Genomic DNA, 12,257 nt, shown 5'->3' with positions numbered 1-12,257 from the left:
GCGACGGTGTGCCAGTCAGGCGCGCCCGTGGCCGGAGTTGAGGCCACGCGTGACCGAATCATTCGCCTCCGCAGGTCGGTCCCCGAGTCCGATGAACATCGTTTCGAGAAGCGCGGCGAGGATCCGGTTGCGTCCTGGTGTGGCGCGGATGTGTCCGGTGGTCTCCAACAGCGCGTACCCGTGGATTGTGCTCCACCACATGAACGCCAGGTCGGTGATGGGACGAGGAGCGATGCGCCCCTCGTCAGCGGCTCTCGCAAGATTGGCGCCGACCCGGTCAAGGGTCTGGGTGCGACCGGTCCGGAGTTGGCTGGGTGTTGTGCGCCGGTACGGGCCGAGGGGGATCGTTCCGAACATGACCCCGTAGAGGTCTCTGTTGTGGGTGGCGAAGTTGAGGTACGCCAAGGTCTGGGCGCTCACGTCCCGCAACGGGTCATCGGTGGCCGGGGCCTCCGCCAGAGCCCTTTCCATCCGGCTGAACGCGACATCGATCACTGCCTCGACCAGTGACTCCATGGATCCGAACTGTGTGTAGACCGCCATCGTCGAGGTGTTCGCCGCGCGGGTGACCCGGCGAGCGGAAAACCCGCCCACTCCGTGCTCGGCGATGACGGCCACGGCCGCTGTGACGAGACGCTCACGCATCCCGTCTTGTTCCTGAGGAGCCGGCGTGAAACCCTGATCCATAACTACTGTTATACCGGAGGTTGCGATGGCTGGTAGTCGGTTCGCGAAGATTGCGTGGTTACTTGTTGCCGCGTGGGTGGTGCTGTACGCGCCGATGGCCTTCGAATACATGTCCCGATTCCTGTTCCACGGACCGGCGCTGTGGGATCACGTCTACTCGGGCGTGGTGGGGGATCGGCAAGCATTGGGCCTCGGGTCCATCCATGACGTGCAATCGCCGCGTTACCAGCAGAACCTGGCGGTGATGGTCATGCACACCACCGTGTCAGCCACGGCCATCCTGCTGGCGGTGTTCCAACTCAGCGCTCGCAGCCGACGTCGGATCGTCATCCATCGCTGGTTGGGTCGCGTCCAGGTGGTCTGCGTGATTGTCGGGATGCTCGCTGCGATGGTTTTTCTGGTGTCCGTTCGTCCTTCGGGGACCTTCGACGGCGCTGCCTTCAACATCCAACTCTTCGGTCTTGCGTTGGGAACGCTGCTCGGCACGTTGCTGGGCTGGGTGGCGATTCGACGTCAGCAGATGGCCACGCATCGGATCTTGATGACCTACGCGTTTGCGCTGTTGTGCACGGCGCCTTTCCTGCGCCTGGGGTATCTCGTCTTCGGCCTGGTGTGGCCGCACAGCACCCAGGAGGTCAGCAATCTCGCCGGCGCTGGCATCGAGGCGTTCCTGGCGCCTACAGCAGCAGTGCTGGCGGCCCGGTACGTGGCGCCGCCGCGGTCGGCCGTGCACCCCGTCAGGCACCTCGCCCCGGCGATGGTGAACGCGTCGTGGGTCGCCGGGATCGGCGGAGCCGTACTCCTCGGCTGGCTGTACGCAGCCCACTTCTCCGGGGCGGATCGGGTCACCGTCTGTTGGGCCGTGACTGCGTTGGTCGCGCTCACCACTTCAGCGCGGGCAGCAGGGACGGCGAGTTCAGAACCGGCGCGCCATGACTGGATCACGTACCGCACCAGTGTGCTCCTGGGGATCCCGCTGACCGTTGTGCTGTGGGGCGTCTTCGGCGTGGCCTTCGGCGCCGTACCGGGGTTCTATGGCGCGCTGCTGACGGGTCCGGCCATCTCGATCTCGCTCGGCCTCCTCCTGATCGCGGCAAGCCGCTGGCGACGCGCCAGCCAGCCCACGGACGAAGCCATGTCAGGAGTCGGCACAGCGCTCAGCCACGGCTAGCTCGACAGCAGCAGTTGGTGCGTCAACGTATGGGCGAGCCATTCCCGATAGTCGTCATCGGACCAGCGGCCCGCGCGTACGAGTCGCCGGTAGTTGTCCGGCGCCATGAAGGTGCTCAGCCGGTCCGCTGCCTCCTCTGGGTCAACGCTGAGCCGGCCCTTGGCCGCGACGATCTCGATGAGGAACCCCGCGCCCGTACGGCGCTGTGCCTCAGCGGTCTCCCAGAGCTCCAGAAGCTCGGGGTCACCACAGGCTGCTGCTCCAGACAGGACCGCATCGATCAGGCCGTACCGCTTCTGCAGGGCCGAGATGTGGGATGCGAGGGCGTGTATTGCTTCCTCGGCCGAAGCTGCCTTCCTGGCGCGGTCCACCGATGGCCGATCGAGGACCGGTGCGGGCCCGTCATCACCGGCCATGGCGACATCACGGACCGCTTTGAAGATGGCGGCCTTGGATCCGACTGAGCTGAACACTGTTGGCTTGCTGACGCCCGCGAGCTTGGCGATCTGGTCCACGGTGGTCGAGGCGTAGCCCTGCTCGAGGAAGAGGTGGCGGGCTGCATCGATGACGGCGAGTCGTGTACGAGCCGCCTGCGCCTCGCGAAGAGGCGATACGTACGGGCGCTCCTTGACGTCATCCACGGACTCACTTTACCATCTTCCTATTCATTGACCATTAGTAAAGCAAAAGGAGATGGCTGCCATGAAGTCAGCGTCTGAAGAAGTCGTCGCCAGCACTGCTGCCGGGGTGGTGAGCGCATTTGTTGCTGCGATCGAAGCCAAGGATCCCGAAGCGCTTCGGGCCGTGTTCGCTGAGGACGCGGTGTTCGTCAACCTCCTCGGGACGCCCATGGTCGGTCGCCAGGGCATCGTCGACGGGCACGCATGGGCGTTCGCGGGACCGCTCCGGCACTCGACCGTGGCTCTCGTCGAGGCGAGCGTGATCGATGCTGGCGACGACGTGGCTGCCGTACATGCTCTGATCCGACGTGGTCGGCACGAGGATGCGCCGATCGGAGGTCTGCCGCCGGGCGACACGCGATTGTTGCTCACCGTGCGACGCGCCAGCGAAGGTTGGATTGCGATCGCCGGTGTCAACGTCGGTGTCGCCGCGCCGCCAGCGTCCTGACTCCTCAACTCGCGTAGGGAGGCTGACAACTGGTGCGTGATGCCGGGGAGCAGACCGGGTCCGGACGATCGGTCACGCCGCGGAACGGCGGCGTCCCATCGGGTCGCCGTGCCCCGTCCGCGGCATGATGACGGTCGTGCCCTGCGAGATCCCTGACTTCCTCGACCTGGTTTCCCAGCTCCCCGGTGTCAGCCACTCCGAGCGGGACAGGTGGCTCCGGTTCGACGTCGATGGCCGGACGTTCGGCTACCTCTGGCCGGCGACCCGAACGGTCGGGTTGAAGCAGACGATCGTGGAGCAGCTCTCTCTGGTGGCCGAGCGTCCGAAGGTCTTCGAGGTGCAGTTCACCTCAGGAGGTTTCGGCTGGGTGGTCGTCCGCCTCGAAGGCGTTGAGCGCGATGAGCTGGCCGAGCTCACCTTCGAGGCGTGGCGGTTGACTGCCCCGGTCGCATTGCTTGAGGCACGCGCCGACGAGTTGCCGTTCTAGGAACCGGTGCGGATGCAGCGCGTCTCGCTGTTCCCGTACGCGGCGGAATGACGCGCGGACCCTCGATGCCGTGCCTTCGCCCGTCGTGGTTGCGGTTACGAGGTCAAGCGCAAGCACCCGCTTTGACCCGTTCGCTCCTGTGGGTCCCACGGTCAGCCAGGGCAGGCGGTTCATCTGCGGCGCGCACCCGTTCACGTTCCCCGCCCCGCTCCCAGTGGTCGGATCGCCGCACGGATGTCGGTCCGGTGAAGTACGTTTCGGAAGTGCTCTCCGCCTTCCTCACGAGATCATCTCGGAGCGTTCGATGAGCCTCTCCGCTGCGGCCGGCCAACCGCCAGCATCCCCGAACCGCCCCAACCCGTTTGGCCCGCGCCCCGGGACCCTTCCGCCCTACCTCGCCGGGCGAAGCCGACAGATGAAGACTGCGCAAGAACGGATGAAGGCTGTCGCGGAGAATCGCGGGGGGATTGCACCGCTCTTCTTTACGGCTCCCCGCGGGCTAGGGAAGACGGTTCTGCTGAAGGAAGTCGAGGCGGTCGGCCGCGACGAGGGGTTGGTGGTGGCATCCGTCACGGCCGATTCAGAAACAGATCTCTGTGTCGCGATCGCCGTGGCCATTCGGCGCGAGATTGAGCGCATGGGGCCCGGCCTTGTGTCCCGGATCCGGGGTTCGCTTGACGAACTAAGCCTCTCCGTCGGTCTTGGTGGAACAACGGCAAGGGCAACCTGGCGTCGAGATGACGCGGCGACAGACGAGCCCTTCGGCGTCGCGTTGAGTCGCCTGGTTCAGGAGCTAGGCGGCGCGGGTGGCCTGGGCCTGGTCCTCACAGTGGACGAACTCCAAGAGGCTAGCCAGGGCAGCCTGCGGAGGCTTTTGCCTGCGCTGCAGCAACTCGGCCATGAGCACGATCCAGTTCCCTTCGTATTCATCGGCGCAGGCTTGACCTCGATGTCGAGAACGCTGGCCCGGGCATACGGCTTTTCTGAACGATTCGAGTACCTCGAACTGCACCGGCTGGATCCAACAGCCGCTGGGCTTGCGCTGCAAGCGGGGCTGGACTCCGATGTCGATTGGTTGGGCACGGCAGTCGAGGAGGCAATCGCTGCGGCTGACGGTCATCCCTACCTGATCCAACTGATCGGCTACTGGGCTTGGGAGGAGAGCGGTGCCTCCACTGCGCTGAAGCCCGGCATCCTCCCCGGTGATGTCCAGGTTGCCATCAGCGAGGCAAGTGGTGAGATCCGGCGGATTTTCGCGACGCGTTGGGAGGATGCGTCGGACGTCGAGAAGGCGGTGCTGGGCGCCGTTGCGCATCTTGGGAACGGTACCTACCCCGGTATCGCGACAAGCGCTGGTCTTGAACTCGGCGAGACCGAGTCCGCCGTTCGGAAGTTGAATGACGACGGTTGGCTCGAGGTGATCGACCTCGAGCGAGTCGCATTCGCATATGCCGGACTGGCTACATATGTGGCCAGTCGGGTCGGTATGGCTCCGGAGACGCTGGCCCTCGGTTCTCAGGTCCTGCCAGCGGATGTAACGCTCGACGACGGCTGAGTTGGCCCTTCGCGAGGGCGTGGGAAGTGCCCAGCCATGGGAACCGTCAGGCGACCCATGTCGGTCGTGGGCTGAAGACATGGTCGCGAAATGACGCGGCCCTAGATCTGCACTGACCAAGAGAACGCGGTCAGGTCCGGCGAACTCAGCCGGGGCGCTTGTCCAAGTGGCCGTAGGCCTGGGTTCATGGCGCATGCCGGCGGCTTGCCCTGAGGTCGTCGAACGGCGCACGGGCTGGGGGATACTCGTTCGGTGACTGCAAGCGGGACGTCGGACATCAGTTGGGCTGTCGTGGAGAACGGGCTCGACTTCCTTGGGCACGCCGTTGAGGAGATGGCAAAGTCTCCGGCGGACAACAAATACGCTGCGATCCACCTGTTCGGAGCGATTGAGGTCCTGATCAAAGCCCGATTGATTCGGGAGCATTGGACGCTGGCGTGCAAGAACGTCGATGCGGCGACGTTGAGCGGCTTTAAGGCCGGAGACGTACCGACGGTTGACGCGATGCAAGGGCTTAAGCGGCTTGAGTCCAACGTCGGGATCACCATCTCCAAGCAGCAAGCCCAGAACGTCGACGCGGTGCGGCGGCTGCGGAACCGCGTCGCTCACTTCGCCGTGGTCGCCATCGACCCTGTGGCTACCAAGACCGAACTTGCTCGCGGACTGGACTTCGTGGTCTGGTTCCTTGAGAAGCAGATCCTTCCGGACGCCCCGGCAGGTGAGGCTGACCTGATACGAGACGCTCTGTCCGAGATCGCGTCCGTCTTGGGTGAGATCAAGGCCTTTGTGGCAGAACGCCTTGCCACCCTGAAGTCTGAACTCGACGCGTCTGATCTGCTCTTGGTCTGCCCGCGCTGTTCGCAGGCGTGTCTAACGGTCCCGGATGGCACCAAGTGTCTGTTCTGTTGGTGGAGCCCCGACGATCCGGAAGCCGCTGCGGCCGAGTACGTGGTCGGCGTTCTAAATCTCTCGTCCTACGAGGTGATTAAGGACGGCGGCGAGTGGCCGGTCACCGAGTGTCCCGAATGCGAGGTGCAAGCGTTCGTTGAAGGGGCTGCGGTTGTCGACGGCGAGGTGAAACGGCTGAGCGCGCCCGATTCCGATCCGGACTTCGTGTGCTTCAACTGCGGTTTCCACTGCTCCCACGGTTATATCGACCGATGCTCGTCCTGTGGTATGTGGACGACGAGCGAGTTCGGCATGTGTCCGGACTGCATCCACAACCTTGTTAGTCGCGACTGACAACTCCCGCCGTGGCGGTGGGCGGCCCGCGTTTCGGCGCCGATCGGTCCCTCTGAAGGTCTACCGTGTCGAGGCACGAGCTCTGCCGGCGAGAGCGCGCTGACCGAGTCTTGGCGCCGGATCATTTCGGGAGTCGCACAATGTCGACGGGAACTGACGCTGGCCTGACACGAGCAAAGAAGGGTCAGTCTGTCTACAAGCACGCGATCCTCATGCAGTACGTGCTCCCCTACGCTGCGAAGACAGCCAGCTACCTGAACCCCAAGCGCTGTGTCATCACCGATGGGTTTGGTGGGCGCGGGCGGTACGAGGACGGATCGGCTGGCTCAGCGGAACGCATGATGATCGAGGCGCAGAAACTTAAGGGCCGGTCCCAGGTGGACGTCTTTCTAGTGGAGAAGGACAAGGACGATTTCGCACGCTTGGAATCCGTGGCCGACGAGTACCGTGCCCGAGGGATCAATGTCGAGACTCGCAAGGGCGACTGCGCCGACTACCTCGACGAAATCGTTGACTTCGGTCGACAGGCCAGCCTGTTTTTGTTTCTCGACCCGTGCGGCGTGAACTTGTCGATGGATGAACTGGTTCGCATCCTGAGCGGTCCTCGTCGCCATCCGAGCCCTGCTACCGAAGCCCTACTGAACATCAGTGCCGACGCAATCCGGAGGTCTGCCGGCCTTGTCTACAAACTTGGCGATAGGGCAAACACTGATGCGGTCGACACGATGTGTGGCGGTCGCTGGTGGCGCAGGGTTGCCATCGACGCCTACGAAGAGTCCGGTAAGGCCAACTGGTCGATCGCGGCTGACGCGGTGGTGGAGGAGTACGCGCGCCGTCTCGGCGATGCCGCGAGCATGGGCTGGGTCGTCGCTCCTGTCTATCGAAAGGAAGGGCAGCAGCCGGTCTACTACCTCGTCTTCCTTACCCGAAACGCGCACGGCTTCTGGCTATTTGGGAACGCTGCGGCGAAGGCGCGGTACGCCTGGCTCGAGTTCCTCGAAAGTGAGGCTACTGAGCAGCCGTTGATTTCAGTCGCGGACCAGCAGAAACAAGACCGCATGGATGCAGATCCTGTCATCCGAGCGAACATCGAGGCGATGATCGCGAGCGGAACCAAGCGGTTCGTACCGATCAAGAAGTGCGGCGAGATCTTTGGAGAGATGTACGGCGTTGTCGAGGAGCGTGTCGCTCACAAGGTGTTGCGTGACATGGTCAAGGACGGGCGGCTAGTCGAGGAGTCCAAGGAGGCGAAGCAGTACCTCAGGACTTACGCGGTAGTGAGCTGAGGCATCTCGTCGTATGTGCGGCCCTCGAATTCGCGACCGTTCGCCTTCGGCGTGCGGCCTCCCCATTGCTTGAAGAAGAAGGCCACTCCCGCGTCTTCGCACTGGTCCCGGATATCCCCAACCCACTTGGATGCCATGGGCCTAGCTCGCGGCCCAGACTCGCCGCCAGCAATCACCCAGTCGATCGAGTTGAGGTCTAGTCCCGGAAGCGCGGTCAGGAGGGGCTCGCAGGAAAGGAAGCGCGTCTTGGCCGGTGTCCGGCGAAGATGGTCGATTCGGTCCACAACGTCTGCGGACTCGACCGAGACGCCCATCCACAGGTTGTCGGGCCACTCAAGCTTGTCTGCGATGCGTTCGAGTCGATGAGCGCGCTTAGTCAGCACCTGATATGTGTGCTGTGGCGTTTCGCGGATGACCCCGAAGACGTCCCGGATGAAGTCGAGCGGAACGCGCGCGTGGAACAAATCGCTCATCGAGTTAACGAAGACAACTCGGGACCCGGACCAGCGGTAGGGCTCGCCCAACGACTTCGGGTGGGTAGTGACGTCGAAACCTGGGCCAGAAGTGATTAGATTCCCGTCGTTTTGGTACTTCTCTGCGCCCATCGCCTTGAGGCGCTTCGCAAGCGCCAAGGCGTAGCAGTTGTCGCATCCGGCAGCGACGCGATCGCAACCAGTGACCGGGTTCCAGGTCACTTCGGTCCATTCGATCGCGCTATGCGTAGCCATCGGTATCTCCTGTATCGAACACGTGTTCGAATCACCTGCGATCTTAAGCCACCCTAGTGCCAAATTGGGGTATTGGCCGAGAGGCTGAGGCAGTTGCTGGCCAGATATTGGGAGCGCTGGAGGAACCCGACCGGCTCCTTGCGGTGTTTCTGCAGACAGGGGCCTTCATCGCTGCTGGTGGGCCACGGTGCGTTGAACTGTGATGCTGGCGGAGTCGTGCGTCATCCTGGGCGGACTGTCGCGCGTGTCTCCGGCGCAGGACCCCCATGCGCCCGCCGCCCCCGAGCCTCCTCAAGCCGCTGCAGCGCAGCCGCCGCGTACGCCAGGCATGGCGCGACGCTCCCGACATGCCGTTCCTGCAGGTGGAAGATCCAGCGGTCCATGGCTGCCATGTAGCCGTTGTCTTGCCCGGCGCGGTATGTCGACCAGGGCTTGTCGGCGCGCGCGGTGCACTCGCTGCAGGCGATCTTGTAGACGAACTGATCGTCCGCGCCGAGATCGATCTTGACCCTGGCCAGGCCTCCCGCCTCGACGGCGGCCTTCCTCTCGCGTGCAGAGCGGCTCGCAACCATGGTGGGCCTCATTTCGCGGTCGAGGGTGAAAGGCAGAAGGCCCGGATCTGGTGATCCGGGCCTTCTGATTTGTAGCGGGGACAGGATTTGAACCTGCGACCTCTGGGTTATGAGCCCAGCGAGCTACCGAGCTGCTCCACCCCGCGTCGGTGAAATGAACACTACGGGAGTGGCACACAGGACCCAAATCGCCGCGTACTCACTCCCACCAGTCGCCGACCAGCCAGTCGGCGTTCTCCTTCATGAAGGCGACCGCCTCGGCGTGGTCCTCCGACACCCGGAAGGCGTCCAGTGCCGCCTCCGATTCGAAGGTCGCGTCCTCCACGATCACGACGCCCTTGCGTTCGTCGACGGAGCGTTCGATGATCCACTTCGTGGTGCCGGGAGGCTGGAACGAGCGCAACAGAGCCACGGCTCGGTCGGCATCGGCGCCTTCGTGGAGGCGGAACAGGATGACGTGACGCAGCGCGGCCATGGGGGAGACGGTAGCGACCGGGTGAGGCGGGCAGCCGCCAGGGTCAGGGGAGTGCGGCGAGGGTATCGGCGAGGTCGGTGACGGTACGCAGCCTCGCCTCCGGGTCCAGGTCGAGGGGCAGGTCGAGTTGGAAGCCCATGAAGGCGGCGTCGACGAGTTCGGCCGCTCGGACCGCGCGCGTCTCCTCGACGCCCGACCGGGTGAGGTGGCCGACGAGCGCGGCCATCCACCGCTCGTTGCCCACCCGCACAGCGCTGGCGTACGGCTCGCGGCCGAACAGTCCGAGCGCGGAGGCCTCGACGTAGAGGCGGTTGCACCCGTCCACCGGGGCGGTCTGCGCGGCAACCCAGAGGTCGATCACTGCAGACCGCAGATCGGCCGAGGGTGGCAGTGCGGCGATGTGACCCGTCGATCGGTCGATGGACGCGTGCAGCACGTCGGCGACCAACTGATCCTTGGTGCCGAAGTGGTAGATCAGCATCCGATCGCTGGTCCCCAGCGCGGCTGCGAGTGGGCGGAGGCTCAGTCCGATGAGCCCATGGCTGAGCGCGTAGTCCGTCGCAGCCTCGGTCCAGACGCTGCGACGTGCGGTGTCCCTGGCGATGGCGCTGACCTCTCGGACTCGTCTATGTAGCGGTCGCTACGCTAACATGTAGCGACCGCTACACCAAGGAGAAGGATCATGCTCGGAGCATTGGGCCTGTTGTTCGTCGCGATCACCACCGAGGTGATCGGTACGGCTGCCCTTCCGCGCGCCAACGGCTTCCGCGACCCGCTCTGGAGCGCCGTCGTGGTCGGCAGTTACGTCGTCTCCACCTGGCTGCTCTCGCTGGTCGTCCGGCACCTGCCGGTGTCGACCGTGTACGCCATCTGGGCCGGTGTCGGTACGGCAGCCATCGCCGCTATCGGGGTGCTCTACCTGGGCGAGCAACTCACGCTGATGAAGGTTGCAGCGATCGCGATGATCGTGGTCGGCGTCGTCGTACTCAACCTGCAGGGCGCCCACTGACCCGAGCGCCCGCGTACGGTCAGCGGACGATCTTGAGGTTGAACGTCGCCGTCCCCAGTGACTGCATCAGCCGGATCCAGAGGGTCAGCCACATCTCGGTGCCGCGGGCGGTCGTGATGTCGCCGAGGTCGATCACGTCGTCGTGTCCGAGTTCGTTGAGCAGGCGGGTCGTGGTGGCCTTCGCGGCCTCGTCGTTGCCGGAGACGAACACGCTGGTCTCCTCGGCGAGCTGACCCGGATTCACCATCATCGACACGTTCATGGTGTTGAGGGTCTTCACCACCCGCGCATCGGGGAACGCGCGCTGGATCTGCTCGGCGAGGCTGTCGGTGTCCTTGACGAACAGCGTCAGACCCTCGGGTCCGAACTCGATCGGATTCGCCAAGTCGATGAGGACCTTGCCGGCGAGATTCTCTGCGCCGGCCAGGTGCAGGACGTCGAGCGAGACGTGCCCGTTGGTCGCATTGACGACGACCTCGCCCGCCGCGGCAGCCTCGGCGAACGTACGCGTGTCGATCGTCGGCTCACCCGCCAGCCACAGCGCGTACTCGCCATCCCCGGTGGTCGACCGCTCCGGGTCCCGGGTGCCGACGGTGACGCTGTGACCGAGATCGGCGAAGCGAGCCGCGAGCCCGCGGCCAACCATGCCCGTGCCGAGGATCGCGATCCGCATCGCTCGTCAGCCTTCGAGGATCCGCTTGGCGTTGTCCAGAGCCGCCATCTCGGCGTCCATGTTCTTCTGGACCGGCTTGGACATCATCGCCTTCTTGAGGCCCGTGACCTCGGCGGACAGCTTGAACGTGACCGCAGTGCCGCCGTCGACCTGCGCGAAGTCGTACGACCCCACCGGACGGACCGGGCCTGCGACGACCTGGAACGCGTAACGGCTGTTCGGTTCGTACGCGGTGATCTCGATGTCCGCGCCGATCCCGCGACCCATCGGACCGGCGATCGTCTGGTGCACGACGTTGCCGACGGCCGGCTCGCCGTGACCGTGGATGTCCTTGATCCCGCTGCGCCACGACGGGTCGTTCTCCGGCATGGTGAAGAAGGCGAAGACGTGCTCGATCGGTGCGTTGATCGTGATGGTGCGCTCAGCTGACGGCATGGATCGATCCTTTCAGTCGTTGCTGAGGGATTCCAGAGTCACGAGCCGGCCATCTCGCGGAACATCACCGCGTCGTGGGCGTTGATGACCTTCACCGACTCGCCGCCGGAACGGTGGAGCTCCTTGAGGCGACCGTGGTTGGCCATCACCTGGCGCTTGTTGAGGCCGATCAACGCCTCGAACGCGACCAGTCCCGGGTGCGGGAACCCGCCACGGATCTGACGGCGGTCGAAGAACGCGTCGCCGGCATGCACGATCGTCCGGTCGTCGGCCTCGACCGCGATCGCCGCGTGGCCGGACGTGTGCCCCGGCATGGAGATCATCACGACGGAGTCGCCGAGGATCGGCTTGGCGGCCGCGAACCCCCGCCACGGCTCACCGTCGGCCGTGTGCTCGACGATGCGCGGACCGTGGGCGTGGTGCGCCGGCCGATAACGCAGGGCCTCCTGGCGGCCCGGGTGCAGCCACGCGTACGCCTCGGCGGAGGTCATGTGGATGTCCGCATCCGGGAAGTCGGGTACGCCGCCGGCGTGATCGAGATCGGCGTGGGTCAGGACCACATCGCGTACGTCAGCCGGATCCAGACCCAGCGCCCTGATCTGTTCGTACGCCGTCTCGGCCTTGTCGAGGACCGGGAATGTCGCGTACCTGCCCGGGCCGAGCCGGCTCGGCTGCGCGACGTCGCCCAGGCCGTACCCGGCGTCGATGAGGGCGAGCCGGTCATCGAGCTCGAGCAGCAGGCAGTGCGCAACCAGGTTCATCGCCGGTACGGCCATCGTGCCGCAGTTGAGGTGGTGGACTCGCATGGG

Annotated in this window: 16 protein-coding genes and 1 tRNA gene; 7 read left to right on the top strand and 10 right to left on the bottom strand. The window is 64.9% G+C overall.

What is annotated here, in order from left to right; translation table 11 throughout:
• Positions 1 to 15 precede the first annotated feature (15 nt).
• Positions 16 to 645: a TetR/AcrR family transcriptional regulator gene (locus KCTC_RS03585; protein ID WP_164512463.1), complete on the bottom strand. Its 630-nt coding sequence runs from the start codon at positions 643 to 645 to the stop codon at positions 16 to 18.
• Between the two features lie 67 nt (positions 646 to 712).
• On the opposite strand from KCTC_RS03585, the gene KCTC_RS03580 reads away from it, so the two are divergent.
• Positions 713 to 1,858 carry a DUF2306 domain-containing protein gene (locus tag KCTC_RS03580; RefSeq protein ID WP_125566829.1) on the top strand — a complete coding sequence of 382 codons (1,146 nt, stop codon included), beginning with the start codon at positions 713 to 715 and terminating at the stop codon, positions 1,856 to 1,858.
• On the opposite strand, the gene KCTC_RS03575 is transcribed toward KCTC_RS03580, so the two are convergent.
• A complete protein-coding gene (locus tag KCTC_RS03575) occupies positions 1,855 to 2,499 on the bottom strand; it encodes a TetR/AcrR family transcriptional regulator (protein WP_125566827.1) in 645 nt (214 codons plus the stop codon). The genes KCTC_RS03580 and KCTC_RS03575 overlap by 4 nt on opposite strands.
• Before the next feature lie 61 nt (positions 2,500 to 2,560).
• On the opposite strand from KCTC_RS03575, the gene KCTC_RS03570 reads away from it, so the two are divergent.
• The 5 genes from KCTC_RS03570 (at position 2,561) to tcmP (ending at position 7,556) form a co-directional block, all read left to right on the top strand.
• The gene (locus tag KCTC_RS03570; protein WP_164512462.1) at positions 2,561 to 2,986 is read left to right on the top strand and encodes a YybH family protein; all 426 of its coding nucleotides are present in this window, start codon (positions 2,561 to 2,563) and stop codon (positions 2,984 to 2,986) included.
• Between the two features lie 127 nt (positions 2,987 to 3,113).
• The gene (locus tag KCTC_RS03565) at positions 3,114 to 3,473 is read left to right on the top strand and encodes an MmcQ/YjbR family DNA-binding protein (RefSeq protein WP_231998814.1); all 360 of its coding nucleotides are present in this window, start codon (positions 3,114 to 3,116) and stop codon (positions 3,471 to 3,473) included.
• Between the two features lie 304 nt (positions 3,474 to 3,777).
• Positions 3,778 to 5,028 (top strand): AAA family ATPase, encoded by a 1,251-nt coding sequence (locus KCTC_RS03560; RefSeq protein WP_125566822.1) that lies wholly within the window; start codon positions 3,778 to 3,780, stop codon positions 5,026 to 5,028.
• A gap of 252 nt (positions 5,029 to 5,280) precedes the next feature.
• A complete protein-coding gene (locus tag KCTC_RS03555; protein ID WP_125566820.1) occupies positions 5,281 to 6,270 on the top strand; it encodes a hypothetical protein in 990 nt (329 codons plus the stop codon).
• Positions 6,271 to 6,410: 140 nt separating this feature from the next.
• On the top strand, positions 6,411 to 7,556 hold the full coding sequence (gene tcmP / locus KCTC_RS03550) for a three-Cys-motif partner protein TcmP (protein WP_125566818.1): 1,146 nt from the start codon (positions 6,411 to 6,413) through the stop codon (positions 7,554 to 7,556).
• On the opposite strand, the gene KCTC_RS03545 is transcribed toward tcmP, so the two are convergent.
• The 5 genes from KCTC_RS03545 to KCTC_RS03525 all read right to left on the bottom strand — a co-directional run bounded on the left by KCTC_RS03545 (position 7,538) and on the right by KCTC_RS03525 (position 9,935).
• Positions 7,538 to 8,284, bottom strand: coding sequence for a DUF5131 family protein (locus KCTC_RS03545; RefSeq protein ID WP_125566816.1), 747 nt, complete (start codon positions 8,282 to 8,284; stop codon positions 7,538 to 7,540). The genes tcmP and KCTC_RS03545 overlap by 19 nt on opposite strands.
• Before the next feature lie 221 nt (positions 8,285 to 8,505).
• The gene (locus KCTC_RS03540) at positions 8,506 to 8,856 is read right to left on the bottom strand and encodes a hypothetical protein (RefSeq protein WP_125566814.1); all 351 of its coding nucleotides are present in this window, start codon (positions 8,854 to 8,856) and stop codon (positions 8,506 to 8,508) included.
• Positions 8,857 to 8,928: 72 nt separating this feature from the next.
• A tRNA-Met gene (locus KCTC_RS03535) sits at positions 8,929 to 9,002 on the bottom strand.
• A gap of 53 nt (positions 9,003 to 9,055) precedes the next feature.
• A complete protein-coding gene (locus KCTC_RS03530) occupies positions 9,056 to 9,331 on the bottom strand; it encodes a Dabb family protein (protein WP_125566812.1) in 276 nt (91 codons plus the stop codon).
• 43 nt (positions 9,332 to 9,374) lie between these two features.
• The gene (locus tag KCTC_RS03525) at positions 9,375 to 9,935 is read right to left on the bottom strand and encodes a TetR family transcriptional regulator (protein ID WP_125566809.1); all 561 of its coding nucleotides are present in this window, start codon (positions 9,933 to 9,935) and stop codon (positions 9,375 to 9,377) included.
• Positions 9,936 to 10,013: 78 nt separating this feature from the next.
• Here KCTC_RS03525 and KCTC_RS03520 point away from each other — a divergent pair, with 78 nt between their 5' ends.
• Positions 10,014 to 10,340 (top strand): DMT family transporter, encoded by a 327-nt coding sequence (locus tag KCTC_RS03520; RefSeq protein WP_125566807.1) that lies wholly within the window; start codon positions 10,014 to 10,016, stop codon positions 10,338 to 10,340.
• A gap of 19 nt (positions 10,341 to 10,359) precedes the next feature.
• On the opposite strand, the gene KCTC_RS03515 is transcribed toward KCTC_RS03520, so the two are convergent.
• Genes KCTC_RS03515 through KCTC_RS03505 form a run of 3 tightly spaced genes read right to left on the bottom strand, consistent with a single transcriptional unit; the run spans position 10,360 to position 12,254 of the window.
• A complete protein-coding gene (locus KCTC_RS03515) occupies positions 10,360 to 11,013 on the bottom strand; it encodes an NADPH-dependent F420 reductase (RefSeq protein ID WP_125566805.1) in 654 nt (217 codons plus the stop codon).
• 6 nt (positions 11,014 to 11,019) lie between these two features.
• Complete coding sequence (locus KCTC_RS03510) at positions 11,020 to 11,448, bottom strand: SRPBCC family protein (protein ID WP_125566803.1); 429 nt, start codon at positions 11,446 to 11,448, stop codon at positions 11,020 to 11,022.
• Positions 11,449 to 11,486: 38 nt separating this feature from the next.
• Positions 11,487 to 12,254: an MBL fold metallo-hydrolase gene (locus tag KCTC_RS03505; protein WP_125566801.1), complete on the bottom strand. Its 768-nt coding sequence runs from the start codon at positions 12,252 to 12,254 to the stop codon at positions 11,487 to 11,489.
• Positions 12,255 to 12,257: the final 3 nt, after the last annotated feature.

It is taken from the genome of Nocardioides baekrokdamisoli, from assembly GCF_003945325.1.
GTDB lineage: Bacteria > Actinomycetota > Actinomycetes > Propionibacteriales > Nocardioidaceae > Nocardioides > Nocardioides baekrokdamisoli.
The sequence above is the reverse complement of the archived record's forward strand: the minus strand, read 5'-3'. Positions and strand labels throughout refer to the sequence as shown.